This is a genomic window from Lysobacter terrae, from assembly GCF_054782215.1.
On sequence record NZ_BAAGSX010000001.1, the window covers coordinates 261,277 to 285,669 of the forward strand.

At 67.9% G+C, this 24,393-nt stretch carries 21 protein-coding genes; 6 read left to right on the forward strand and 15 right to left on the reverse strand.

Annotated elements, in window-relative coordinates; genetic code table 11:
* Nucleotides 1-33: 33 nt before the first annotated feature.
* Together ACYVJ8_RS01340 and ACYVJ8_RS01345 are read right to left on the reverse strand one after the other, a co-directional pair.
* Nucleotides 34-306, reverse strand: a complete 273-nt coding sequence (locus tag ACYVJ8_RS01340; protein WP_460709040.1) for a DUF4242 domain-containing protein — start codon at nt 304-306, stop codon at nt 34-36.
* A gap of 63 nt (nt 307-369) precedes the next feature.
* Nucleotides 370-996 (reverse strand): GNAT family N-acetyltransferase, encoded by a 627-nt coding sequence (locus tag ACYVJ8_RS01345; RefSeq protein ID WP_460709042.1) that lies wholly within the window; start codon nt 994-996, stop codon nt 370-372.
* A gap of 65 nt (nt 997-1,061) precedes the next feature.
* Between ACYVJ8_RS01345 and ACYVJ8_RS01350 the strand changes: the two genes are divergently transcribed.
* From ACYVJ8_RS01350 to ACYVJ8_RS01360, 3 genes are all read left to right on the forward strand, one after another.
* Complete coding sequence (locus ACYVJ8_RS01350; RefSeq protein ID WP_460709045.1) at nt 1,062-1,412, forward strand: MmcQ/YjbR family DNA-binding protein; 351 nt, start codon at nt 1,062-1,064, stop codon at nt 1,410-1,412.
* Nucleotides 1,396-2,718, forward strand: coding sequence for a chromate efflux transporter (gene chrA / locus ACYVJ8_RS01355; protein ID WP_460709047.1), 1,323 nt, complete (start codon nt 1,396-1,398; stop codon nt 2,716-2,718). The genes ACYVJ8_RS01350 and chrA overlap by 17 nt, the downstream gene beginning before the upstream one ends.
* 89 nt (nt 2,719-2,807) lie before the next feature.
* On the forward strand, nt 2,808-3,722 hold the full coding sequence (locus tag ACYVJ8_RS01360; RefSeq protein ID WP_460709049.1) for a cation diffusion facilitator family transporter: 915 nt from the start codon (nt 2,808-2,810) through the stop codon (nt 3,720-3,722).
* 21 nt (nt 3,723-3,743) lie between these two features.
* Here the strand turns inward: ACYVJ8_RS01360 and ACYVJ8_RS01365 are convergent, their stop codons facing one another.
* Nucleotides 3,744-4,601 carry a 23S rRNA (adenine(2030)-N(6))-methyltransferase RlmJ gene (locus tag ACYVJ8_RS01365; protein WP_460709051.1) on the reverse strand — a complete coding sequence of 286 codons (858 nt, stop codon included), beginning with the start codon at nt 4,599-4,601 and terminating at the stop codon, nt 3,744-3,746.
* Between the two features lie 76 nt (nt 4,602-4,677).
* Between ACYVJ8_RS01365 and creB the strand changes: the two genes are divergently transcribed.
* From creB to creD, 3 genes are all read left to right on the forward strand, one after another.
* Nucleotides 4,678-5,367 carry a two-component system response regulator CreB gene (creB, locus tag ACYVJ8_RS01370; RefSeq protein ID WP_460709053.1) on the forward strand — a complete coding sequence of 230 codons (690 nt, stop codon included), beginning with the start codon at nt 4,678-4,680 and terminating at the stop codon, nt 5,365-5,367.
* Nucleotides 5,364-6,812, forward strand: a complete 1,449-nt coding sequence (gene creC, locus ACYVJ8_RS01375) for a two-component system sensor histidine kinase CreC (RefSeq protein ID WP_460709055.1) — start codon at nt 5,364-5,366, stop codon at nt 6,810-6,812. Before creB ends, creC begins: the two co-directional genes overlap by 4 nt.
* A gap of 88 nt (nt 6,813-6,900) precedes the next feature.
* Nucleotides 6,901-8,304: a cell envelope integrity protein CreD gene (gene creD / locus ACYVJ8_RS01380; protein ID WP_460709057.1), complete on the forward strand. Its 1,404-nt coding sequence runs from the start codon at nt 6,901-6,903 to the stop codon at nt 8,302-8,304.
* Between the two features lie 238 nt (nt 8,305-8,542).
* On the opposite strand, the gene ACYVJ8_RS01385 is transcribed toward creD, so the two are convergent.
* From ACYVJ8_RS01385 to ACYVJ8_RS01440, 12 genes are all read right to left on the reverse strand, one after another.
* Nucleotides 8,543-9,091, reverse strand: coding sequence for a phosphatase PAP2 family protein (locus tag ACYVJ8_RS01385; RefSeq protein ID WP_460709059.1), 549 nt, complete (start codon nt 9,089-9,091; stop codon nt 8,543-8,545).
* The gene (locus ACYVJ8_RS01390) at nt 9,088-10,269 is read right to left on the reverse strand and encodes a glycosyltransferase family 4 protein (protein WP_460709061.1); all 1,182 of its coding nucleotides are present in this window, start codon (nt 10,267-10,269) and stop codon (nt 9,088-9,090) included. Before ACYVJ8_RS01390 ends, ACYVJ8_RS01385 begins: the two co-directional genes overlap by 4 nt.
* A gap of 394 nt (nt 10,270-10,663) precedes the next feature.
* Complete coding sequence (gene dxs, locus ACYVJ8_RS01395; RefSeq protein ID WP_460709063.1) at nt 10,664-12,583, reverse strand: 1-deoxy-D-xylulose-5-phosphate synthase; 1,920 nt, start codon at nt 12,581-12,583, stop codon at nt 10,664-10,666.
* Between the two features lie 173 nt (nt 12,584-12,756).
* Entirely contained in the window at nt 12,757-13,893 is a 1,137-nt protein-coding gene (locus ACYVJ8_RS01400; RefSeq protein WP_460709065.1) for a hypothetical protein, read from the reverse strand.
* A 153-nt stretch (nt 13,894-14,046) separates the two neighbouring features.
* A complete protein-coding gene (locus ACYVJ8_RS01405; RefSeq protein ID WP_460709067.1) occupies nt 14,047-14,745 on the reverse strand; it encodes an HNH endonuclease in 699 nt (232 codons plus the stop codon).
* An 84-nt stretch (nt 14,746-14,829) separates the two neighbouring features.
* Nucleotides 14,830-16,635: an acyl-CoA dehydrogenase C-terminal domain-containing protein gene (locus ACYVJ8_RS01410; protein WP_460709069.1), complete on the reverse strand. Its 1,806-nt coding sequence runs from the start codon at nt 16,633-16,635 to the stop codon at nt 14,830-14,832.
* A gap of 129 nt (nt 16,636-16,764) precedes the next feature.
* A complete protein-coding gene (locus tag ACYVJ8_RS01415; RefSeq protein WP_460710987.1) occupies nt 16,765-17,241 on the reverse strand; it encodes an LEA type 2 family protein in 477 nt (158 codons plus the stop codon).
* 242 nt (nt 17,242-17,483) lie between these two features.
* On the reverse strand, nt 17,484-18,134 hold the full coding sequence (locus tag ACYVJ8_RS01420) for a response regulator (protein WP_460709071.1): 651 nt from the start codon (nt 18,132-18,134) through the stop codon (nt 17,484-17,486).
* 46 nt (nt 18,135-18,180) lie between these two features.
* Nucleotides 18,181-18,900: a sensor histidine kinase gene (locus ACYVJ8_RS01425; protein ID WP_460709072.1), complete on the reverse strand. Its 720-nt coding sequence runs from the start codon at nt 18,898-18,900 to the stop codon at nt 18,181-18,183.
* On the reverse strand, nt 18,897-22,202 hold the full coding sequence (locus ACYVJ8_RS01430) for a protein kinase domain-containing protein (protein ID WP_460709074.1): 3,306 nt from the start codon (nt 22,200-22,202) through the stop codon (nt 18,897-18,899). Before ACYVJ8_RS01430 ends, ACYVJ8_RS01425 begins: the two co-directional genes overlap by 4 nt.
* The gene (locus tag ACYVJ8_RS01435; RefSeq protein WP_460709076.1) at nt 22,199-23,110 is read right to left on the reverse strand and encodes an FHA domain-containing protein; all 912 of its coding nucleotides are present in this window, start codon (nt 23,108-23,110) and stop codon (nt 22,199-22,201) included. Before ACYVJ8_RS01435 ends, ACYVJ8_RS01430 begins: the two co-directional genes overlap by 4 nt.
* Before the next feature lie 146 nt (nt 23,111-23,256).
* Nucleotides 23,257-24,123, reverse strand: a complete 867-nt coding sequence (locus ACYVJ8_RS01440) for a DUF6689 family protein (protein WP_460709078.1) — start codon at nt 24,121-24,123, stop codon at nt 23,257-23,259.
* Nucleotides 24,124-24,393 lie beyond the last annotated feature (270 nt).

The window sequence follows — 24,393 nt, forward strand, 5'->3', positions numbered from 1 at the left end:
CGGTGCGGTTGTGCTGCCGGGCTAGCGGCTGGTCTATTCCGCCGTCACCGGGTCGATGATCGACTTCACTTCCGAGATGCGGTCGGCTGGGAAGCCGCCCTGGCGCGCGTGCTCGCGGATCAGGTCCTCGTTCGGCGAGATGTACACGCAGTACACCTTGTCGCCGGTGACATAGCTGTGGTCCCACTGCACCTGCGGACCCAGCGCCTCGAGCACGCTGCACGACTTCTGCGAGATGGCGCGCAGCTCCGTCGGCGACAGGGTGCCGGCGCCGGGAATCTCGCGTTCGATGACATAGCGAGGCATGGATTCACCCTCATCGGAATGGACGCACGTGCGGCGTGGTGCCGCGAACTCCCTCGAAGAGGACTAACGGCTTTGGTGCGACTGGACGGCCGGCCGCTGATCCGACGACTCCGTAGACGGCGCGCGTCCCTGGCTGCGCGGCTTGAGTTCCAGCGTGACCCGCACCAGCCCTGGCGAGGTCTGGCGGAATTCGCGCTGGAAGCCGAGCGAGTGCGCCAAGGACAACATCGGTCCGTTGTTCTCGAGCACGTCGCCGTACAGGCAATTCAATTTCTTGCCCTTCGCCCATTTCACCAGGCGCGTCATCAGATAGCGGCCCAGGCCCATCTGCTTGATGTAGCGGCTGACGAGAATCGCGAATTCCGCGTCGCGGCCGTTTTCGTCGATGGCGACGCGGGCGACGGCGCCGATCAGCGCTTCGCCCGGCGGCAACGGCTCGGCCACCACCAAGGCGAATTCGGTGCGTGGGTTGACGTGAGTAAGGCGTTCGGCGCTTTCGGCCGAAAGCTCTTTCACGGAGTGGAGGAAGCGCTGGCGAATTTCGTCCGGCTCCAGCAAACCGAAGCCCGCGCGCAATGGCTCGGCATCTTCGGGGCGGATAGGACGAATCAACACCTGCCGTCCATTGGATAGCGTCAGGCGTTCATGCCAGGGCGGGAGGCGCTCGCGCGTGGGGGATGCTCCTGTCATGGTGCCGATATTGGCACACTGTCCGTTTAGAACTTCATCACACCCGACCGGGTGCCCCTGAAAACATGAACGAAATTGCGTTGCGCAAGCTCACCGCGGCATGGCCGGGCGTCGATGCGGGGATCAAGTGGGAAGACGACCTGGTCTTCACGGTGGCCGGCAAGATGTTCTGCGTGACCTGCATCCGCGGCCCGCACAAGGGGTCCATCAGCTTCAAGGTGGAAGACGAGCGCTTCCTGGAATTCACCGCGCGGCCCGGTTTCATCCCGGCGCCGTACCTGGCGCGGGCGCACTGGGTGCAAATAGCCACGGCCAAGCCCTTGCCCGCCGCGGAACTGCGCGAACTGATCCGCCGCAGCTACGAGCTGGTGCGGGCGAAGCTGCCGAAGAGGGCACAGCGTGAGCTCGCGGACTGAAGGCGCATCGGTAGGCGTCGCGCCGGCCGAGGCGCCGCCACCGCGCCTCTCCCAGGCGCTGCGCTTCTGGCTGCTGCTAGGTTGCATCAGCTTCGGCGGCCCGGCGGGGCAGATCGCGATCATGCATCACGAGCTGGTCGACAAGCGGCGCTGGGTCGGCGAGGAAGCGTTCCTGCGCGCGCTCAACTTCTGCATGTTGCTGCCCGGGCCCGAAGCGATGCAGCTGGCGACGTGGCTGGGCTGGCGTCTGCATGGCTTGCGCGGCGGCGTAGCAGCGGGCGCGTTGTTCGTGCTGCCAGCCGCGGTGCTGATGGCTTTGCTGAGTTGGGCCTATCTGCACTGGCAACATCTACCGGTGATGGCGGGCGTGGTGTTCGGCTTGCAGGCCGCGGTGCTCGGCATCGTCGTGCATGCGGCGCAGCGCATCGGCGGCCGCGTGCTGAAGACGCCCTTCTCCGTCGCGCTGGCATTGGTCGCGCTGTTCGCGATCGCCGCCCTGCGCGTGCCGTTTCCGCTGTTATTGCTTGCCGCTGCGTTGGCCGGCGCCTGGGCGTGGCGCTATCGGCCGCACTGGCTGCCGGGTGCGGAGCAGGCCGCCGCCGCGCATGTCGCCTTGCCGCGCGCCAGCGTGTGGCGCGCGGTCCGTGTCGCGGCTACCTGTCTGGTGTTGTGGTGGGTGCCGTTGCTCGTGATAGGGGCGTGGCTGGGACGCGGCAGCACGGCGTTTGCGATGGGCGTGTTCTTCAGCAAGACCGCGCTGCTCACCCTCGGCGGTGCGTATGCGGTGTTGCCGTATGTGGCGACGCAGGCGGTCGAGGTGCAGGGTTGGCTGGCCTCTGCGCAGATGATGACCGGACTGGGGCTGGCCGAAACCACGCCGGGACCGCTGATTCTGGTGCTGGAATTCGTCGGCTTCACCGGTGCCTGGCAGCATCCTGATTTCGCCTCGCCGCTGGCGTCCGGCTTGTTGGGTGCGGCCGTCGCGGTCTGGGCCACGTTCCTGCCGAGCTTCCTGTTCGTGCTCACCGCAGCGCCGTGGATCGAACGCATCGGCCGCTGGCCGCGTGCGAACGCGATCCTGGCGGCGGTGTCGGCCGCGGTGGTCGGAGTGATCGCGCACCTGGCGCTGTGGTTCGGCTGGCGGCTGCTGTCCGCGCAGGCGTGGCCCGCCGCCGCCTTGGCCGTGCTCCTAGCGACGCTGGTGTATGTCGGCCTCGCGCGGTGGCGCTGGCCGGTGGGGGCGATCGTGCCTGCGGCGGGGCTGGTGGGCGCCGTTGCGCAGGCGCTGATCCCCATCGTCGCTTGAACGAGGCCAGGCGCTGCCAGAAGCCCAGCCCGGTAGCGGCCCGATGCTAGAATTTCGCGGCTTTCCGCACGTACACAAGGAACTCATGCATGGCCGGTGGTGGTGATTCGACGCGCGCGATCTTCTTCGCGCTGGGCGCCAATTTCGCGATCGCGGTGTCCAAGGGCGTCGCGGCGTTCTTCACCGGCTCCAGCGCGATGCTTGCCGAAACCGTGCACTCGCTGGCCGACTGCGGCAATCAGTTGCTGCTCCTGCTCGGCATGCGCCAGGCCAAGCGTCCGCCATCGCCCGACTATCCGCTGGGCTACGGCAAGGCGATCTACTTCTGGTCGTTCCTGGTCGCGCTGATGCTCTTCAGCGTCGGCGGCATGTTCTCGCTGTACGAAGGCATCCACAAACTGCAGCATCCCGAGCCGTTGAAGCAGTGGTGGTGGGCCGTGGGCGTGCTCGTGTTCGGCATCGTCGCCGAAGCCATGTCGATGCGCGCCTGCCTGCAGGAAGTGAACAAGGCGCGCGGCTCGCGCACGTTGTGGCAGTGGTTCCGGCAGAGCCGCCAGGCCGAACTGGTGGTGATCTTCGGCGAGGATCTCGCCGCGCTGCTGGGCCTGGTGTTCGCCCTGGTCGCCGTCGTGCTCTCGGTGGTCACCGGCAATCCGCTGTGGGACGCGATCGGCACGATCGCCATCGGCGCACTGCTCGTGGTCGTCGCCGTCTTCGTCGCGATCGAAGTCAAGGCGATGCTGATCGGCCAGAGCGTCGATCCCGAGCGCGAGCAGGAAATGCGGCGCTTCATCGAAGCGCGCGAGGAAGTCGGCCGCGTCATCAGCCTGATCACGCTGCAACTGGGCAACGAAGTGATGCTCGCGGTGCAGGCCGAAATGAACGAGCGCCAGACCACGAACCACCTCGCCGAAGAAATCAATCGGGTCGAACGCGCGATCAAGGCGCAGTTCCCGGAAGTGCGCTGGAGTTTCTTCGAGCCGGATATCAAGCCGCAGATTTGACGCGGCGGCCGCGCGCGCCACTTAAGGCGCCGCGCGCAACCACTCCAGGTGCGTATGCGGCTTGCGCTCGCCCAGCGCCGCGGCGAGGGCATGCAGCGCGGGCGCTAGCTTCTGATCCAATTGGAAGGGCGCATTGAGGATCAACAAACCGCTGCCGTTCATCTGCAGTGGCGAGTCGTCCGGGCGCACCAGCAGTTCCGCCACCAGTACGGATTTCGCCGGCAGCGTGGCGGCGCGACGGTAGAACGACTGCAGCGCGCGGCGCAGCTTGATCGGGTACCACAGCACATAGCAGCCCTGCGGCCAGCGCTCGAGGTTCTCGCGCAGCGCGCCCAGCGCGGTATCGAATTCTTCCAGCTGAGCTTCGTACGGCGGGTCGATCAGCACCAAGCCGCGGCCGTAGCGCGTCTCGCCGATGCGCGGCGGCAGCAGTGCCTTCATCGCGGTGTAGCCGTCGCGGGCGTGCACGGCGATGCGCGGGTCGGCATCGAAGTTGGCCTTCAGCTGCGCGGCTTCTTCGGGGTGCAGCTCGCAGACGGCGATGCGGTCGTCCTCGCGCAGGGCGTGCGCGAGCAGCCAGGGCGAACCGGGATAGGCGGTGCGGCCGTGTTCCTGGCGGCAGGCGCGCACGGCCTGCAGGTAGCGCTGTAGCAGCGGATTGCCGGGCGTTTCCGCCAGCAGCCGGCCGATGCCGTCCTCTGCCTCGCCGGTGCGCTGGGCCGAGTTGCTGTCCAGTGCGTAGAGGCCCCGCCCGGCGTGCGTGTCGAGCGCGAATACGGGCGCCGGCTTTGCGGTCAGCGCATCGCAGATCGCCAGCAGGACGACGTGCTTGAGCACGTCGGCGTGGTTGCCGGCGTGGAAGGCGTGGCGGTAGTTCATTGGTGCCGGACGGGGTTCGAGGTCCGGTAAAGCTACAGCATCGGGCGCTCCGGCCTTAAGCTCTTTCGAATTCCCGATGCCAGATCCCTCCCGGCCCGCCATGCGCATCCTGATCGTCGAAGACGAACCGGCCATCGCCGAGACCGTGCTTTATGCCTTGCGCGCCGAAGGTTTCGAGGCCCGCCACTGCCTCACCGGCGGCGAGGCGCTGCGCGTGGCGAAGGAGGGGTTCGACCTGGCCGTGCTGGATGTCGGCTTGCCCGATATCGGTGGCTTCGCGCTATGCCGGGAGCTGCGACGCGATCGCGACATCCCGGTGATCTTCCTCACCGCGCACGATGCCGAAGCCGAGCGCATCCTGGGCCTGGAGATCGGCGCGGACGACTACGTGACCAAACCGTTCTCGCCGCGCGAGCTGGTGGCGCGTGTGCGGGTGGTGCTGCGCCGTGGTCAGAACGCTGCGGCCGCCGCTGCGCCGGTGCATGGCTTCGAACACGATGCCGAGGGCCATCGCATCCGCTACCGCGGCCGCGTGCTTGACCTGACCCGCTACGAATACGGCCTGCTGGCGGCATTGCTGCAACGACCGGGCGCAGTGCTGTCGCGCGCGCAGCTGATGGACCGCGTCTGGGGCGATGCGCTGGACAGCGGCGACCGCACGATCGACACGCACATCAAGACCCTGCGGGCGAAGCTGCGCGTAGTGGATCCGGAAACAGATCCGATCCGGACGCATCGCGGACTGGGGTATTCGCTCGAAGCATGAAAATCGGCCTGCGCATCTTCCTCGGTTACTTCCTGATCGTCGCGCTGGCGGCGTTCCTGCTCATGCGCGTGTTTGTCGCCGAAGTGAAGCCCGGCGTGCGGCAGGCGATGGAGGATACGCTGGTCGACACGGCGAATACCCTGGCCGAACTGGCGACCGCCGATTTCCTCAGCGGCCACATCGACGATGGCGAGTTCGCCCGGCGTGTACACGCCTTGCGCAGCCGCAAGGTCGATGCGGAGATCTGGGGCCTGCGCAAGCACGGCACCAGCTACCGCGTCTACGTGACCGATGCGCGCGGCATCGTGGTCTTCGATAGCGACGGTCTGGCGGTCGGTCAGGACTACTCGCGCTGGAACGATGTCTACCTGACGCTGCGCGGCCGCTACGGCGCGCGTTCGACACCGAGCGATCCGAACGATGAGAAGTCGTCGGTGATGTACGTCGCCGCGCCCTTGCACGACACGCAGGGGCGCATCGTCGGCGTGCTTACCCTCGCCAAGCCCAATCGCGCGATCGCGCCGGTGATCGCGCGCAGCCAGGCGGTGGTGATCCGCTGGGGTGCGGTGTTACTCGGCGTGGCCCTGCTGATCGGGCTCGTCGCCGCCTGGTGGCTTTCAAGGCAACTTGGCGGGTTGCGCCGCTACGCACACGCGGTGACCGCTGGCGAGCGCGCGACTTTGCCCGATACCGTCGGCGAATTCGACGATCTGGGCCGCGCGCTGGAGACGATGCGCAACCGCCTGGAAGGCAAGCAGTACGTCGAGCAGTATGTGCATGCGCTGACCCACGAGATGAAGAGCCCGTTGGCGGCCATCCGCGGCAGCGCCGAACTGCTGGAGGAGGCGCAAGGCGAGCAGCCGATGGCCGAAGCCGACCGCGCCCGTTTCGCCGCCAGCATCCGCCTGCAGAGCGACCGCCTGGCGCAGATGATCGACAAACTGCTGGCGCTCGCCAGCGTCGAGCATCGCCAACGCCTGGAAAACCCCGAACCGGTCGACGTTGCTGCGCTGGTGCATGCGGCTGCCGAGCAATGCGCGCCGCGGCTGTCCCGTGACCGACTTGCACTGGCGACCGATCTGTCCGAGCCGCTGCCGACGCTGCAGGGCGATCCCTTTCTGTTACGCCAGGCGCTGGTGAACCTGATCGAGAACGCGGCGGATTTCTCGCCGCAGGGCGCCACGATCCGAATTCGCGCACGGTCCGACGCAGGCCGGGTGCGATTCGAAGTCGACGACGAGGGGCCGGGGATTCCCGATTACGCCTTGTCGCGCGTGTTCGAACGCTTCTACTCCCTGCCGCGTCCGCACGGCGGCAGCCGCAGCAGCGGACTGGGCCTGTGCTTCGTCGCGGAAGTCGCCGCGCTGCACGAGGGCAGCGCCGAGTTGCACAACCGCGAAGCCGGCGGCGCCAGGGCGAGCCTGGAGATCCCGGCTGTCCACTGACCGCACTTCACCCTCGCTTCACCATCGCACCATCGTGCACTCATGCGCGCTGCCCATCCTGTCGCCAACGCCACGACGGGAGGGAGCCATGCGTTTGTTGCTCAAGCTGTTCTTCGTATTCGCGATGACGATCGCGATCCTGATTCCGCTCATGTTGATCCGCGGCACGATCACCGAGCGGCAGTACTACCGCAACCAGGCGGTGGCCAACATCGCACGCAGTTCGGCCGGCGCACAGGCGCTCTCGGGGCCGGTGCTGATCGTGCCGTACGTGGAAACCATCGAAGTGGAAGAGAAGAACGACAAGGGCGAGGTCGTGCGCAAGGTCAAGCGCGACGGCGCAGCCGGTCGTTGGACGTTCTTCCCCGATCGCCTCGACGTGAGCGGCAAGCTGCTGCCGAACACGCGCCGGCTGGGCTTGCACGAAGTGCGCGTGTACGAGCTGCAGGCGCTGGCGCAGGCCGGTTTCGACGCGCGCATTCCGGCTGATGATAATCCCGAGTTGCCGCGGAAGATCGGGCGGCCGTGGTTGAGTTACGGCATCGCTGATGTGCGCGGCTTGGCCGGGACGCCGCAGTTGCGCGTGGATGGTCGCGACATGAAGTTGCAGGAAGGCTTCGGCAGCCGCGAAGGCGGTGGTGTGCACGTGCGCCTGCCGGAACCGGCCGCGGGCTCGGTGTTGAAGCTCGATACGCGGTTGGATGTGAAGCTTGCCGGCACCGAGTCGCTCGCGCTGGTGCCCTTGGCGCGCAGCAATGTGTTCCGGCTCGAATCGGCCTGGCCGCATCCGCGCTTCGGCGGCGATTTCCTGCCGCGCCAGCCGAGCGTGAGCGGCCAGGGGTTTTCCGCGCGCTGGGAGGTGTCGTCGCTGGCGTCGAATGCGCAGGCGCAATTCCTTGCCGGCAAGACACTGCCGAGCCTGGAGACCACGCGCGGCTACGAGCGCGGCGAAAGCGCTAGCGACAATGGCCCGGCGTTCGACACCAGCGGTATCGATGCGGTCGGTGTGGCGCTGGTCGATCCGGTCAATGTGTATTCGCAGGCCGATCGCGCCAGCAAGTACGGCCTGTTGTTCGTGGTGCTGACCTTCGTCGGCTTCTTCATGTTCGAGCTGATCAAGCAATTGCCGATTCACCCGGTGCAGTACGGACTGGTCGGTCTTGCGCTCGCCATCTTCTTCCTGCTGCTCGTCAGCCTGAGCGAGCACATCCCGTTCCCTTGGGCCTATCTGGCCGCGAGCGTGGCATGCATCGGCCTGCTCGGGTTCTATCTGAGCGCGGTGCTACGTAGCGCTGGGCGCGGCTGGGGCTTCGCTGCGATGCTGGCGACGCTGTATGCAGCGCTCTACGGCCTACTGATATCCGAGGACAACGCGCTGGTGCTGGGGGCGGTGCTGCTGTTCGTCATCCTCGCCACGATCATGGTGATCACGCGCAAGGTGGATTGGTACAAGTTGTCCGCGAGCCGTCCACCGCCGCTGCCGGCGCAGTAATGGTCGATCGTGATCCCGGCGCGAGCCGGGATCCTGCGCTTCGTCTTTGTTTTTTTGCCAACGCGCCCGAAATCTATGGGAGGGCAGGCGGTGCCGGTGGGTAGGCGCGACTGTCGGCGGCATGGATGCCGCTGACCAAGCCTCCATGGACGGATTCACGGCGTGTCGCGACTACCCACCGGCGCCGCCTGCCCGCGCCGAGATCGTTACCGCGGACAGCACGGCGACGCTGAGGAACTCAGGCGAACAGCGAAACGCCCGGCACCAGCCACAACGACAGACTCGCCAGCGCCACACCGATACCCGTCGCCGCGAGCACGTCGCTGGGGTAGTGCAGGCCGAGCACGACGCGCGAAACGCCAACGCTGGCGGTGAACGGAATCAGCACCCACGCCAGTACCGGGTAATGGGCGAGCGCCACCACGGTGAATGCAACGGCATGCAGCGTGTGGCCCGACGGGAACGAGAACTCGTCCAGCGGCGCGACCCAGGCGCGGATGCGTGCATCGCTGGCGAAGGGTCGCGGACGGCGGGTCCAGCGCTTGAGCAGCTTGTACAAGGTGAGCGCGATCAGGCCGGTCGCCGCCAGGTGGGCGGAAGCGGCGAGTCCCTTCATGCCGTCGACCGCGATCAGCGCGGCCATCAGCACGTACCAGAACACGCCATCGCCGAGACGGCTGATGGCGGCGAAGTAGGCGCGTGAACTGCCGAGTTCGCCCAGCCGGTTGGCGCGCAGGCACCAACCCGATTCATTGGCGAGCAAACGCTTGGGCAAGGTCGTCTTCATGCGATCTCCCGGTCGGCTTGCGGATCGGCTTGGAAGGATTCGGCGTCGGCGCGCTCGTCGGCGAGTGCCTGCAACAACGCGTCGAAATCTGCCGCGACTTGTTCGGGACGCAGTCCGAGCATGGCTTCGCGGCAGGCGCGGCGCATCGCGGCGCGCAGCACCGGCTCCGTCGCGATACGCACGACCGCGCGGATGAAGCCTTCGTCGTCGCCATCGGCGATCGCGGCGCCGTGCACTTCATCGCGCATGTGCTCGCGCGCCGCGCCATAGTCGAAGGCGATCGGCGGGACGCCGCTGGCCATCGCTTCGAGAGTGACGTTGCCGAAGGTTTCGCTGTGGCTGGGGAAGATGAAGAAGTCGCCGCTGGCGAAGTGCTTGGCCAGCGTTTCGTCGCGCTGGATGCCGCAAAAGATGAAGTCGGGATTTTCCTGCTGCAGCTTGGCGCGGGCCGGGCCATCGCCTACCCAGACGAAGCGTGCGTCCGGACGCTGCTTCTGCAGTGCGCGGAACGAACGAACGGCCAGATCGAGGTTCTTCTCCGCTGCGATGCGGCCGACGTAGATGGCGACGAGCCCGTCTTCGTCCACGCCCCATTGCGCACGCAATGCGTTGTCGCGCCGCGCAGGATCGAACAGCGTCGTATCGACCGCGCGCGGCAGCAACACCACGTCGTTGAAGCCGTTGCTCTGCAGGAACTGCTGCAGCTCGCGCGTCGGCACCAGCGTGGCGTCCGCGCCGTTGTGGAAACGGCGCATCCAGCGCAGCGCGGTCTGCGCGAGGAACGCCGCGCCGTAGTCGCGCATGTATTCGTCGAAGCGGGTGTGGAAGCCGGTCGAGGCCGGAATTCCCAGACGCCGCGCAGCGCGCAGCGCCGACCATCCTAATGGGCCTTCCGTGGCCACGTAGATGGCATCCGGCCGTGATTTCTGCCATTGCGCGACGAGCTTGCGGGTCGCCGGCAAGCCGAAGCGCAGACCCGGATAGCGCGGCAGCGGCGCGCCGCGGACGAGGAATTCGTGTGCTGCGCCGGTCGCGTCGGCGCTTTCGCTCACCTGGCGCGGTCGCACCAAGGTGACTTCGTGCCCGCGGCCGCGAAGACCTTGTTCCAGCCCTTGAACGGTCAGGGCGACGCCGTTGATTTCCGGCGGGTAGGTCTCGGTGACGATGGCGTAACGCATGCACAGCTCCCGGTTTTGGGGAGCTTGGGCGTCGGGCGTGTCCCGGCCGTTGCAGTCATATGACTGCGGGATGACGTGAATTGCTACGGCTTGGACTTTTCTTTTGCGCCGAACCCGAGATGTATCGGGGAGGGTGGTGCTGGTGGGTAGGCGTGACTGTCAGCGGCATGGATGCCGCTGACAAGCCGCGCCCCCGTGAACGGAAGTTATGACTGTGCCGAACGCGCCGCAGCGCGTGTCTGTGGTGAACGATGGGACTGGATTCACGGCGTGTCACGCCTACCCGCCGGCGCCGCCCTCCCGCCGGTGATAAGGAGCAACGGCAGCGGCAACATCAAAGGCTGGATCCCGGCGTTCGCCGGGATGACGAGCGGAGATGACGAGCGGAAAATTTTTAAAGTGCGGCGCTGCGCGGATGCGTGGCGCCCAGTTGCGGCCAGCGTTGCAGGACCGAAGCGCGGATGCCGGCGGCATCGAGACCTGCTTCGGAAAGCAGTTGCTCACGGCTGGCGTGATGCTGGAACTCGTCGGGCAGGCCCAGATGCAGGACCGGCAAGGTGATGCCCTCGGCGGCAAGCAGCTCGGCGACGCCGGAACCCGCGCCGCCGGCGACGACGTTGTCCTCGAGCGTGACGAAGCCGTCGTGCGTCTTCGCTAACTCAAGAATCAGCTCGCGATCCAGCGGCTTCACGAAGCGCATGTTGACGACACTGAGACCGAGCTCCTCGCCTACGACCTCGGCCGCCGGCACGATCGCGCCGAACGCGAGCAGAGCGATGCGCGAACCACGGCGGCGCACTTCGCCCTTGCCGATCGACAGCGTGTCGAGCGTCGGCTGCACCGCGACGCCCGGACCGGTACCGCGCGGATAACGCACGGCAGCAGGGCCTTCGTAGTGGTGACCGGTGGACAGCATCTGCCGGCATTCGTTCTCGTCGGCGGGCGCCATCACCACCATGTTGGGCACGCAACGCAGGTAGGACAGATCGAGATTGCCCGCATGCGTCGCCCCGTCGGGCCCGACGACGCCGCCGCGATCGATCGCGAACAACACGTCGAGATCCTGGATCGCCACGTCGTGCACCAGCTGGTCGTAACCGCGCTGCAGGAAGGTCGAGTAGATCGCCACCACCGGCTTCGCACCTTCGCAGGCCATGCCCGCCGCCAGCGTCACCGCGTGCTGCTCGGCGATCGCGACATCGAAGTAGCGCGCGGGGAATTCCTTGCTGAAGCGCACCAGGCCCGAGCCCTCGCGCATCGCCGGAGTGATACCCATCAGGCGCGGATCGGCCGCCGCCATGTCGCACAGCCAGTCGCTGAAGATGTCGGTGTAGGTCGGCTTCTTCGCGCCGGGCTTGGCGACCAGGCCCTTGGTGGGATCGAACGGGCCGACAGCGTGATAACCGATCTGGTCGTCCTCGGCGAGCTCGTAGCCCTTGCCCTTGGTGGTGATGATGTGCAGCAACTGCGGACCCTTGAGGGTCTTGAGCGTCTTCATCGCGGCGAGCAGGGCGCCGATGTCGTGGCCGTCGATCGGGCCGGTGTAGTGGAAGCCCATCTCCTCGAACAGCGTGGAAGGCACGAACATGCCCTTCCAGTGTTCTTCCCAGCGCTTGACGAATTTCGCCGCCGGGCGGTGCTTGTCGCCGAGCAACCTCTTGCCGCCTTCGCGGATCGCGTTGAGCGTGCGGCTGCCGGTCATGCGGCCGAGCATCTTGGTGAGGCCGCCGACGTTCTCGGAAATCGACATCTGGTTGTCGTTGAGGATCACCAGCAGGTTCGGCTCGCTGCTGTCGTCGACATCGCCCATGCCGCCGGCGTGCATCAACGCCTCGAAGGCCATGCCGGCGGTCATCGCGCCGTCGCCGATGACGGCGACGACCTTGCGCTCGTCGCCCATCCGCTGCAGCGCGAGCGCCATGCCCAGCGCGGCGGAGATCGAGGTCGAGGAATGGCCGACGCCGAAGGTGTCGTATTCGGATTCCTCACGCTTGGGGAACGGCGCGACGCCATCCTTCTGCTTGACCGTGTGGATGATGTCGCGGCGGCCGGTCAGGATCTTGTGCGGATAGCACTGGTGGCCGACGTCCCAGACCAGGCGGTCGACCGGCGTCTCGAAGAGCCAGTGCAGGGCGACGGTCAGTTCGATCACGCCCAGGCCCGCGCCGAAGTGGCCGCCGACCATCGCCACCTGCTCGATCAGGTAGGCGCGCAGTTCATCGGCGACCGCGCGCAGTTCCTCTTCCGGGAACTGGCGCAGGTCGGCGGGAACCTGGATGCGGGAAAGGCGCGGATAACGCTGCGGATCGATCATGCGGGGCGGGCAGCCTGGAACGGCGCGGACGACAAGTCCGTCATTGTCCCGCTAGGACGCCCGTGGGACAACCGACGCGCCGGAAGCGACGAGGGCCGCCCCCCGCAGATCCAACCCACCGGTCAAGTGATGCCGCGCGCGCGGCTAGCCATGCGCGGCTACAGGCTTGAGCTTTACCGCCCGCGCAGGCGCCCAAACAGCCCGCCGGACTTCTGATGTTCCGGTTCCGGCTCCGGTTCGCGGTAGGGCTCGGCATAGCCGGTCGCAAGATTCGCATTGACGAAGTCGGCGACGTCGGGAACCGGCACGCCGCAGGCGGCACTGACTTCGTCCAGCGTGGCCGGGCCCTTCATCATCGCGGTGGCGATGCGGAAGTGCTTGGGGAACTCGCGCTCGGTCTGCGGCCACTTCAGCAGGCGGTACTGCGCGCCCGGATCGAAGCCCGGCATCAGCTTGCCCTTGCCCGCCTGCAACGCGCAGAACCACAGCAGGCGCGCCAGCGGCTGGGCCTGGCCGTGCATGGTGGATTCGCTGTTCCAGGCCGCGGTGTCCACGTCCTTGAAGTCGCCGGCCTTGAGCACCGACTCGACGTGCGAGGCCAACGGCTTGAGCGTCGCCGGGCCGAAGTACTGGTGCTGGTCGAGGTCGAGCAGGACGCCGACGCCGCCGCGTTCCAGGCGCACCCGACCTTTGAGCTGGCCCGGCGCGAGCCAGTCGATCAGCGTGCGGTCGCTGGGCGGGACGGGCTGTGGCGCGGGCGCCGGAGCCGGAGCGGGCGGTGCGACCGGTGCGGTCGCGCTCGGTGCCGGCGGAACGGCGCTGGGCGCTTCGATCGCAGGCGCGGGCGGTGCCGCGGGTGTTTCAAGCGTCGCGGAGACTGCAGCGGAAGGGCGCTGATCGGGTGCGGCGGCTTCTTCGCTGACCGGTTTGGCGACTTCTTCCGGCAACTGGTGCTGCGGCGCCGGTGCGGGTGTGACCCCGTGCGGCGCGCCGTCGGAAGGCGCGATCTGCTGCAGCAGGTCCGCCACGGATTCGGCGTTGAAGGGCTTGCCCAGGCGGAAGTCGGTCTGCGCGCGCGGTGCGGAGGTCAGGCCAATGACGACCTTGCCGGCGCCGTGCAGCCGCAGCCAGCTCATTGGCCCGTACATGCTGTCCATGTCGACCACCACATGAGTCGCGTCCTGCTCCGACACCAGCGGCCAGCGGCCGCCCAGCCGCATGCTGGCTTCGGCGAAGGCGGACTTCAGGGAGGTTTCGGTGGCGGCATCCATGCCGGTGAGGCCGAACGTCGGGAGCATGTTCCGATCCATTCTGGTGATTGTGACAAGGCGGCGAGTGTTGCTCGGCTCCCTGGGGCCGTCAACGCGCGGTGAACGTCACCTTGTGACGCGCGCTGTTCAGGTGAGACCGGAGTCACGCGCGTACCGGCGGTCGACGGTCGCCGCGGGGAAGGCGATAGCGCGTTACAGCGCCACGAGTTCCGGACGCGTGCGCTTGGGCAACTGCGCCTTCAGGAACGCCATCTGATCCGCGAGGATGTTGCGGTTGCTGAGGATGAGGTGCTCGACCCAGCTCGGGCGATACGGCACCGCGAGCAGCGGCATGTTCGCCTGCTGCGGAGTGCGGTTGCCCTTGCGCGAATTGCAGTGGAAGCAGGCGGCTACGACATTTTCCCAGACGTCGCGGCCGCCCTTCGATACCGGCAGCACGTGGTCGCGGGTGAGGTGCGGGCGCGGGAAGTCGCGTCCGCAGTACAGGCACAGATAGGCGTCGCGGGCGAACAGCGCGGCGTTGGTCAGCGCCGGCGTCGGATCCAGAGCGTGCGCGCGCGCATGGCCGCGCGCCGCGACGATCGGATGCAGTTCGATGAGGCTCTGCGAACCGGTGCGGCGGCACAGGCCGCCGTGGACCTGCAGGCAGGGATCGCCGAGCGTCCAGGCGACCGCGCCGCGCGCATACAGGCACGCCGCGTCCTGCCAGCTCATCCAGTCCAGCACGCGGCCGTGGGCATCCAGAGAAAGCAAACGGACCGCATTGAGGCGGTCCGTCGAGGGTCGGGCAGCAAATTCGGGCGTCGAATGGAGGGCCGGATCACGCGCAAGCATGTCGGCCGCGCGTGTTCCAGTTCGGACCAGCCTCAGGTTGGCTCTATCGGTCTCCATTGGGACATCAGCTTATACGCCTATGTTTACGTTTTGTGTACTCGTCAGCGTCGCGTGGGGCGTATTCATCGTGAGGCTAGGGGCCTACGCGTCGAATGCGGCCTCATCGAGCGCCGTCACCGTGCTCGCATCGCTCGCGATCGCCGCCGCATGGGTCAGCGTGCGCGGCAGCAGGCGGGCGAAGTAGAAGCGCGCGGTTTCCAGCTTCGCCTGCTTGAACGCTGCAGGATGCGCCGAGACCTGCGCCGCCGCGACGCTGCGCGCCCAGAAGTAGGCGAGGGCGACGTAGCCCGAGTACATCAAATAGTCATACGACGCCGCGCCCACTTCTTCTGGGTTCTTCATCGCGCGCTGGCCGATCTGCAGCGTGAGCTGTTGCCACTGCGCGACCTTCTCGCGCAGCGGACCCACGAACTCGGCGGCCGCTTCGCTGCCCGGCACCGCACCGCTGGTGCAGCCATCGCAGAAGCGCGTGATCTCGCCGAGAAAGATCTTCAGCCCCGCACCCTGCAACTGCATGATCTTGCGGCCGAGCAGATCCAGCGCCTGGATGCCGGTCGTGCCTTCATACAGCGTGGTGATGCGAGCATCGCGGGCGAGCTGCTCCATGCCGTGTTCGGCGATGTAGCCGTGGCCGCCGAAGCACTGCAGCGCGTGATAGGTGCATTCCACGCCCCATTCGGTGAGGCAGGCCTTTACGATCGGGGTGAGGAAGCCGACGAGCGCATCGGCCTGCTCGCGTTCTTCCGGCGTCGGCGCGCGTTCGGACACATCGACCTGCAAGCCGGCGTAATAGCCGAGCGCGCGGCCGCCTTCGACCAGCGCCTTGCAGGTAAGCAGCATGCGCCGCACGTCGGGTTGGACGATGATCGGATCGGCCGGCTTCTCGGGGAACTTCGGGCCCGATAGCGAACGGCTCTGCAGGCGTTCGCGCGAATAACGCAATGCGTTCTGCCATGCGCGGTCGGACAACCCCAGGCCCTGCACGCCGACGCCGAGGCGCGCAGTGTTCATCATGGTGAACATCGCCATCAGCCCCTTGTTGGGCTGGCCGATCAGATAGCCCTGCGCGCCGTCGAAGTTGAGCACGCACGTGGCCGAACCGTGGATGCCCATCTTGTGCTCGATGCTGCCGCAGCGCACGGCATTGGCGTCGCCGATGCTGCCGTCGCGCGCGACCTTGTACTTGGGCACGATGAAGAGCGAGATGCCCTTGCTGCCCGCCGGTGCGTCGGGCAGCTTGGCGAGAACGAGATGGATGATGTTCTCGGTCATGTCGTGCTCGCCGGCGGTGATGAAGATCTTGGTGCCGGTGATCGCGTAGGTGCCGTCTTCGTTCGGTGCGGCCTTGGTCTTGAGCAGGCCCAGGTCGGTGCCGCAGTGCGGTTCGGTCAGGCACATCGTGCCGGTCCAGCGGCCGTCGACGAGCGGCTTGAGGAAGACTTCGCGCTGCCAGTCCTCGCCGTGATGCAGCAATGCATCGGTGGCGCCGTGCGAGAGCAGGGGGAAGTTGCCCCAGGCCAGGTTCGACGCGTCGATCATTTCCTTCAGCGGTACGCCCGCGCTGTAGGGCAGGCCCTGCCCGCCGAATTCCACCGGCGACACCAGGCCGGTCCAGCCGCCTTCGACGAACTGCGCATACGCCTGCTTGAAGCCCGGCGGCGTGGTGACCGCGCCGGTCGCCGGGTCGAACTTGCAACCGATGCGGTCGCCGGTTTCGTTCAAGGGCGCGAGCACGGTTTCGGTGAAGCGCGCGGCTTCGTCGAGCACGGCGTCGAGCACGTCGCGGGTCGCGTCGGTGTGGCCGAGGCGGGCGTATTCCTGTTCGGCGCCGAGCATGTCGTACAGCACGAAGCGCATGTCGCTGAGAGGAGCTTTGTAGGTACTCATGTCGGCCGCCGAAGGTTGCGATGGGAGCCGGCGGACTCGCCGGCGTTGCGCCGAAGTCTGCTGCCGCGGTTTAGAGCCGGGACTTCAAGCAGTAGGAGAACGCGCTGACAGCAGGAGCGCGCGGGCCGCTCAGCGCAGGACGCCCGGCAATCCCGGTGCCGGATTGAGCTGGCTGCCGCGCTTGACCTGGAAGCTGCGCTGGCGCTTTTCGTCCGGCGTTGCCGTAATCGTGCCGGCGAGCGTGTAGCCGATGCTGCGTCCGCCAGCGAGGGCGTCGGCGACGGCCAGCTTGGCTGCGGCCTGCGGGGTGAACACCGTGCTGACCACGTCGGCCGATTCGGGACCGATCGAGACGGCGGGTTGCGCGGTGACATGGCCGGCCTCGCTGTCGCCGATGGTGAGCGCGAGGTCGACCGAATCGAAACGCATCGGGATGCTGCTGAAGTTCTCGATGCGCAGCTCCACATCCCAGCGTCCGTCGGTGCGCACGGTCAGTTGCTGGATCAGCGCGGAGGGCTCGGAGACCCGGCGCACCTGGCCATGGGAGCAGGCGCCCAGCAGCACGACGGCGGCGATCGTGAACAGCTGCATCCATGACCGCTGCACTCGTGACAGCTGTACCCAAACTCCTGCCTTCATGCGCTCGCTCCACCGTGTCGGGGAGACGAGCATACAACGCGCACAAAAGATGAAGCCCGCCACTCCTGTAGCGGGCTTCAGCAGGCCGTGGGATGGGATGGGACGGCCTGGGTCACACCCGTCCAGATGCAGGGCCTTGCATCCGGGCGGTGCAGGCAGCATGCGTATGCCGTGGGGCGGCGGCTATCCGGGAATACCCTCAGCCGGCGTCAGTCCAGCAGACCCTTGCGCAGCGCGTAGCGGACCAGCTCGGCGGTATTGCGCACGCCGACCTTGTCGAGCACGCGGGCGCGGTGGTTCTCGGCGGTCTTGGCGCTGATGTCGAGCGCGCGCGCGATTTCCTTGGTGGTCATGCCTTCGGCGATGAGGTGGAAGACCTCGCGCTCGCGCGGTGTGAGCCGGCCATAGGGATCGTCGACCTGGCGTTCGGGATGCTGCAACTGCTCGGCCAGGATGCGCGCGGCCTGCGGGCCGAAGTAACCGCGACCGTCGCGCAGGCACTGGATCGCAGCCAGCAGCTCCGACGCCGCGCTGTCCTTCACCAGGTACCCCGAGGCGCCGGCGCGCACCAGCTGCAGCACGTACTCGTCCTCGCTGTGCATGGTCAGCACCAGCACGCGCGCTTCCGGCAGCGCTTCGCGCAGGCGGCGTACCACTTCGATTCCGTTGAGGTGGGGCATCGAGATGTCGGTAATGACGATGTCCGGCCGCGTGGCCAGCGCCTTCTCGACGGTCTCCAGACCGTCCGACGCCTGCGCCACCACCTGGATGTCGGCGGAGCTCTGCAGGAGATTGACCAGCGACTCGCGGACCAGCGTGTGGTCGTCGGCGATCAGGACACGTACGGCAAAGTTCCCCATGCGCGCTAACGTGCGCGTCGCGGGCCGGTGGCGTCAAGCCGGAAGGTCAGCCCGTACGCAGCGGCACGACCGCCCGCAGGCGGGTCCCTTCGCCGGGAGCCGAATGCATCTCCAGCCTGCCGTCGTACAGCCGCAGGCGCTCGCGCATGCCGCCCAGTCCGCTGCCGCCGCTGCGCAGGCCGGCCTCGGGATCGAAACCGCGGCCGTCGTCCGCCACCTGCAACTGCACGAAGCCGGCGCGCGGCACCACGCGGATCAGCACGCTGCGCGCCTGGGCGTGCTTGGCGATGTTGTTGAGCGCTTCCTGGGCGACCCGGAACAGCAAGGTCTGCAGGTCGGTGTCCAGGGGTGGCAGCGGTTCGATATCGACGCCGATGTCCAGGCCCGTGGCTTCGCCCTGGCTACGCGCCAGCCAGCGCAGCGCCGCTTCCAGGCCGAGGTCGTCGAGGACCGGCGGACGCAGCAGGCGGGAGAGCTGCCGCGTATCTTCCAGGGTGTCGCCGCACAGCGCGATGGTGGCTTCCAGTGCGGCGCGCGCTGCCTCGTCGTTTTCCGGAAGCGTGCGCACGACCGTGGCGAGGCGGTGCTTGATCGCCGTCAGGTTCTGGCCGACGCCGTCGTGCAGTTCGCGCGCGAGCCGGCGGCGCTCGTCCTCCTGCACGCGCCAGACGGCGCGGCCGAGGCGGCGGAATTCGCGTTCGTTGCGCTCCAGGCGCTCGAGCAGTTCGCGGTACTGCTGGCGCAGCGTGTCGAGGTCGTCGTTCATAAGTGCTGGCCCGCGGCCTGCGGCGCGGCCTTGTCGAAGCCGGCGCGCAGCGGTTGCGGAATCCGCGAACGCAGCCGCCCCAGCGCCGTGTCGGCGGCACGTCCGCAGGTGTCGGAGGCTTGCCCGCCGCTGTCGACGCACTGCGCGCGGGCGAGTTCGTGCAGGCGCCAGGCGTCGAGGTAGTCGCCGCGGCGCAGCAACGGGGCGGCTTCGCGATAGGCGGACTGCAGTGCGCGCGCGTCGTTCCGCGCCGCGGCGGCGCGCATCGCCGCCAGCAGATAGCGAAGCCGCAGCGGCACGTTGCCCAGCGCGGTCGTACCGCGGTCGAGGTCCGCCGGCAACAAGCCCGGCTCCTGCAGCGCGACTTGCAGCTGCAATTGCTTCACGCCCGAAGCACGCGCCAGTTGCCGTGCCTGGGCGACGTGGCGCGCCGCTTCGGCCGCCTGGCCGTTGCGATTGGCCAGCTCGGCCTGCAGCAATACCGCGATGCCTTGTTGTTCGGCGGAAGCCTGTGCGATGGCGTCGTGCAAACCCTCCAGCGCCTTGCGCGCGTCGGCATCGGCGTGCGCGGCTAGCAGCGCCTGCACGCGCAGCAGTCCGGCGTCGGCGAGGCCGCGCCCGTCCTCGCGTTCGCGGAACAACTTCTCGGCCTGCGTCGCCTGGGCGATCGCGCTATCGAGATGGCCCTGCTGCAGCTCCAGTTCGGCGAGGTTGCGCCGGCTGACCGCAGCTTCCTCCAGCATCTGCTGTTTTTCTGCGGCGCCGAGCGAGGCTTCGAGCTGCCGCCGCGCTTCGTTCCATTGCCCGCGTGCGATCGCGAGCAGCCCCAGGTTCTGCTGAGTGCGGATGATGCCGGTCTGATCGCCCAGCTCGCGGTAGGCGTTGGCCGACTGCACCAGATAGGCCTGGGCATCGTCGTAGGCGCCCAGCTGGTAATGCGCGAAACCGATGTCGTTGAGCGCCTGCGCCGTGCCCCCGGTTTCGCCCAGTTGTTGCCAGCTCTGCAGCGCGCGGCGGAAATGCGCGAGCGCGGTGGGGTAGTCGCCGCGTTCTTCGGCGAGGATGCCCAATTCGTTCTCCACGGCGGCCAGGCCACCGCGGTCGCCGAGCGCCGCGTGCAGTTCGCCCGACTGGCGCAGCACCTGCGCGGCTTCGTCGAATTTGCCCTGTTGGCTGAGGATGTTGCCGAGATTGCGCAGACTGGTCGCCAGTCCACGCCGGTTGCCTACGGCACGCCGCAGTTGCACCGCTTCGCGGTATTGCTTCTCCGCATCCGCGGTCTGGCCCAGGCGCGCATAGCCGATGCCGAGCGCGTTCGCGGTTTCCGCCTCGCCATAGCGGTTGCCGCTGCGCTTGTAGAGCACGAGCGCGCGCACCAGGTGTTCGTCGACCGCACGCTGCGCATCGCCGGCGAGGATCGAGAACTTGCCCAGTTCGAACCACGCGCGCGGATCGTTGGGATCGCGTGTCACCAGCTTCTGCAGAACGGCGGTCGCGCTCTTGAAGTCGCCGCCCGCGCCCAGCGCGCGGGCCAGGCTGAGTTCGGCGTAGGTGTCGTCGGGGGTCTGCGCGAGCTGCGCGCGCCATTGCGCCGCCGCGGTGGGCGGATCGCCGTCGAGCAATGCGCGCTCGGCATCGAAGCGCCGCTGCAACGAAGTCCACGGTGCTTTCCCCGCGCTGCGCTGTCCGGCTTCGACCGCCTCGTAGGCCACATCCGCTTCACCGACCGCTTGCGCCATTTCCGCTTGCAGCAGCCATGCCGGGGCGAAATCGGGCGCCTGCGCCGTCGTCTTGCGCACTTCGTTCAGCGCGGTCGCCGGTGCGCTGCGTTGTCTGGCGAGCAGGGCCGTGCCGAACGCCTGCAGGCTGCGGCTGCCACACGGCTCCGCGCACGGCGCCGCGAAGGCCAGCGTTCCTGCGCGCACGCCAAGCGTTTGCGCGAACGACGGCGAAGCGATGAGGTGCGCCAAAGCCACGGCGGGATCGGCAGCGTCGGCGATCGTCGCCGGAGTGTCTGCACCTGGTGCACGCAGACGAGCGCTGGCCCGCCACGCCTTGCCCGAGGGCTGCAGCTCGACTTTCAGGACGCGATCCGCGCCGACGATGCGTTGCAGGGCGACGGCATCGACGGTGACGGCGCCGGAAGGATCGAGCTGGCGCAAGGCCTGCAGGGTGCGTTCGTCGTCGACCACGGCCAGACCGGGACTCGCCTGCAAGGCATTGCGCAGCAATGCGCCCAGCGCCGTCGCGCGTGCCTCGTCCAGCGCGTCGCCGCGTGGCGACAGCGGCATCACCAGCACGCGATGCAAGGGAGCGACGGTGGCGATGCCGGCCGGTGTCGCCGGATGCGTGTAGCGCCAGAATCCGTACCCGCCCGCGCCCAGCAGTGCGACCAGCACAGCGGCGACAAGTGCGTGCTTGCGGGTAAGGCGGAAGTCGCGCGGCACCTCGCGCGTATCGATCGCGCGCATCACCGCTTCCGCCGTCGGCAGGCGATGCGCAGGCTGCACGCGCAGCAGCCGATCGGTCAGACGTGCGAGCCACGCCGGCGTCTGCGGTTTGGCCTGCGTCACCGGCGGCGGCGAACGCAGCATGCGTTGGGCGAGGATCTCGCCGAGCGTGCCGCCTTGGAACGGCATCGCCCCGGTGAGCATTTCGTACAGGATCAGGCCCAGCGAATACAGATCGCTGCGCCCGTCGATGGCGTCGCCACGCGCCTGTTCCGGCGAGAGGTAATCGGGCGTGCCGACGACGGCACCCGACTGCGTCAGCCCGGTGCCGGCCAGCGAGCGGGCCACGCCGAAGTCGCTGATGTAGGCGTTGCCGTCGCGATCGATCAGCACGTTGGCCGGCTTGAGGTCGCGATGGATCACGCCGCGCGCGTGCGCGGCGGCAAGGCCTTCCGCCAGTTGCCGGGCGATGCCGGCGGCGGTGTCCGGCGTCAGCGCGCCGTCGCGGTCGAGCTTGCGATCGAGGCCTTCGCCGTCGATGTAATCCATGCTGATCAGCCACTGGCCATCGTGCTGGGCGATGTCGTGGATGCGGACGACGCGCGGGCTCGAGACCTGCCGCGCCATTAGCAGTTCCTGGCGGAAGCGTTCGAACGCGTCCGGACGCGCGGCCAGTTCCGGCCGCAGCAGCTTCAGCGCGACCGGTACGTTCAAGGCCAGATCGGTGGCGCGGTACACCACGCCCATCCCGCCGATGCCGAGCATCGCTTCGATACGGAAGCGCCCGGCCAAAACGCTGCCGGGCGCGTGCTGATGCTGGGCGTAGAGGCCGGTGGCGGTGGGATCGGTCATGTCGCCGTATCTATAGCGGAGGCCGAGGCCTGGCTGTCCACGAGGGTCTGCCAGCGCGGCGCGCCGTCGAGCGAACGCATCGCCTGGCGCGTGAGCAGATACAAGGAAGCGCTTTCGGCAAAGGCCGACAGCAGCTCCAGATCGAATTCGGTAATCGGCTCGCCGGGGCCGCGGCGGTCGGCATAGACCGCGCCGAAGACTTTGCTGCCGTCCAGCAGCGGCAGGCCGATCAGCGTGGTGAGCCCGCCCGCGATCACCGAGGCGCGCGAGGACAGCCAGCGTTCGCTGCCGATGTCGTTGACCACCAGCGGCTGGCCGCTGGCGATCACCCGCTGGACTGCGCCGACGCTGCCGGAGAAGGCGCGCTCGTCCACGTGATCACCGTCCAGCCGCAGGCTCGCCGAGACCCGCAACTCGCCGCTGCGCGGATCGGCCAGGAGCATGAAGCCGCGCGTGCAACCCGACAGCTCGATCACGCCGCGCAGCACGTGCGCCGGCAGCGAGTCGGCATCAGCCTGCTGCGACATCCGCAGCGCCATGGCTTGGGAAAGCGCGCGCCGGTCGGCCTGGCGGCTGCGCAGCGCCTCGGCCTGACGCGTGTCCATCTGTTCGAAGTCGCAGTAGCTGTCGCCCAGGCGCAGCCAGCATTGGGCGGGCAGGGGATGGTCGGTGACGGCGATGCCGTCGACGAAGCTGCCGTTCTTGCTGCCCAGGTCGCGCAGCCACCAGCGGCCGTCGCGGTGGTAGATCTCGGCGTGCGCGCGGGATATGGACGGATGCGGGATCAGCAGGCCGCACTCGGCGCCTTCACTGGGCAACTCACGGCCGATATGCAGCCGCTGTTCGGGCTGCAGCCATCGGCTCACGGCCGCGGCATCGGGTGGATACGCAATCAGGCGTGCCTGCATGGCGCGCATCTTAACGCGGGCTTCGTCGCGCGCACGCCGCGCGCCCGGGCAGAGCTACCCGGGCCAAGCGGGGGATCTCTTCTCCCCGCTAGCGGGGAGAAGATGCCCGAAGGGCAGATGAGGGGCAGCTTTTGTTGTTGCGGGGACTACTGTCCGAAGTCGCTCAGGTAGGCGACGCTGAAGCGCAGGGTATTGGCGCCCGCGACCAGGTTGCCGGCCTGGTTGTCGACGTCCCGCGTGGCGCGCCACTCGTTGGGAATGTACTGCCCGGCGCGTGCCTGCACGCGGGTGCGGAAGGCGTCGATCGCGGTGATCGCCGCCGAGTAGTCGGCGTCGTCGATCGCGCTTTCGGCCTGATCCAGGTACGCCTCGAGAGCCGGTTGTTCCGCTGAAGGCAGTGCGTCGACCTTGTCGCGCAGCCAGCCGATCTTCTCGTCGATCACCGCAGCGGTGGTGCGCAGGTCGGTCACGATCAGGAACTGCGAGAAACCGCCGTAGGTCGTGCGCGCTCGAACGCTGCCGCGGGCGATTTCGTCGGTGACGTCGCGGAAGGGACCGCCCAGCGGCGCCTTGAGGATGCGCAGCGAGCTGCCGACCACATAGGGCAGGGCGTGGGTGTGGATCTCCAGGCGTCCGGTGTTGCGGAAGCTGAGGCCGCCGGTCGCGGGCGGCTCGACCGTCACCAGCAGCGGCAGCGCGCTCTGCAGGGCGGTGAGATTCAAATCGGGCAGGCGCGAGAGCAGGGCCGGATCGGTCAGGCTCACCTGTTGCGCGCTGATCCCGAGGCTGGCGGCGCTGAGGTTGCTCGCGTCCTGGAAGTCCAGGATCACTTCGGCGATCGGGCTGGTGGATACGCCGATGACGGCTTCGGCATGGTTGCCGGAGACGGTCACATTGACGGGAAGGGCCTGCGCGCGGGTCGCCGGGCTGGCCAACAGCAGGCCGAGCACGACCGCACAAGCACCCAGCATCCGCGAGTAGCGGTGCGAGACCTGGATCGAAAGCGAATTCATCGAGACAGCTCCGGAAGCGATCCCCCGTGACCCGGGGTCCGATCCGGATCGCACGCCGCGGGGCCTCTGGCAGCGTGCCTTCGCGTGGCTTGTCGGCCATCCCGTCCCAGCCATCCCGATGCCAGGCCACGCACCCGCGAGCGTACGTGGACTCGATCGCCCGCGTCAGTAGGGATTTCCACCCAGATTGGCGGCGGGTTCAGGGCGGTGAAGCGGCCGTGTGGGTGCGGTCGCGAAAGTGTGACGGTTGGGGGCTTTCCCCTGGGGGCC

Coding starts and splice junctions, on each gene's coding strand:
- ACYVJ8_RS01350 (WP_460709045.1), top strand. CDS start 1,062: ATGAACGAAATTGCGTTGCGCAAGCTCACCGCGGCATGGCCGGGCGTC.
- ACYVJ8_RS01345 (WP_460709042.1), bottom strand. CDS start 996: ATGACAGGAGCATCCCCCACGCGCGAGCGCCTCCCGCCCTGGCATGAA.
- creD (WP_460709057.1), top strand. CDS start 6,901: ATGCGTTTGTTGCTCAAGCTGTTCTTCGTATTCGCGATGACGATCGCG.
- ACYVJ8_RS01435 (WP_460709076.1), bottom strand. CDS start 23,110: ATGCAGGCACGCCTGATTGCGTATCCACCCGATGCCGCGGCCGTGAGC.
- dxs (WP_460709063.1), bottom strand. CDS start 12,583: ATGATCGATCCGCAGCGTTATCCGCGCCTTTCCCGCATCCAGGTTCCC.
- ACYVJ8_RS01360 (WP_460709049.1), top strand. CDS start 2,808: ATGGCCGGTGGTGGTGATTCGACGCGCGCGATCTTCTTCGCGCTGGGC.
- creC (WP_460709055.1), top strand. CDS start 5,364: ATGAAAATCGGCCTGCGCATCTTCCTCGGTTACTTCCTGATCGTCGCG.
- ACYVJ8_RS01400 (WP_460709065.1), bottom strand. CDS start 13,893: ATGGATCGGAACATGCTCCCGACGTTCGGCCTCACCGGCATGGATGCC.
- ACYVJ8_RS01340 (WP_460709040.1), bottom strand. CDS start 306: ATGCCTCGCTATGTCATCGAACGCGAGATTCCCGGCGCCGGCACCCTG.
- ACYVJ8_RS01405 (WP_460709067.1), bottom strand. CDS start 14,745: ATGGAGACCGATAGAGCCAACCTGAGGCTGGTCCGAACTGGAACACGC.
- ACYVJ8_RS01420 (WP_460709071.1), bottom strand. CDS start 18,134: ATGGGGAACTTTGCCGTACGTGTCCTGATCGCCGACGACCACACGCTG.
- ACYVJ8_RS01430 (WP_460709074.1), bottom strand. CDS start 22,202: ATGACCGATCCCACCGCCACCGGCCTCTACGCCCAGCATCAGCACGCG.
- creB (WP_460709053.1), top strand. CDS start 4,678: ATGCCAGATCCCTCCCGGCCCGCCATGCGCATCCTGATCGTCGAAGAC.
- ACYVJ8_RS01440 (WP_460709078.1), bottom strand. CDS start 24,123: ATGAATTCGCTTTCGATCCAGGTCTCGCACCGCTACTCGCGGATGCTG.
- ACYVJ8_RS01385 (WP_460709059.1), bottom strand. CDS start 9,091: ATGAAGACGACCTTGCCCAAGCGTTTGCTCGCCAATGAATCGGGTTGG.
- ACYVJ8_RS01365 (WP_460709051.1), bottom strand. CDS start 4,601: ATGAACTACCGCCACGCCTTCCACGCCGGCAACCACGCCGACGTGCTC.
- ACYVJ8_RS01425 (WP_460709072.1), bottom strand. CDS start 18,900: ATGAACGACGACCTCGACACGCTGCGCCAGCAGTACCGCGAACTGCTC.
- ACYVJ8_RS01410 (WP_460709069.1), bottom strand. CDS start 16,635: ATGAGTACCTACAAAGCTCCTCTCAGCGACATGCGCTTCGTGCTGTAC.
- ACYVJ8_RS01390 (WP_460709061.1), bottom strand. CDS start 10,269: ATGCGTTACGCCATCGTCACCGAGACCTACCCGCCGGAAATCAACGGC.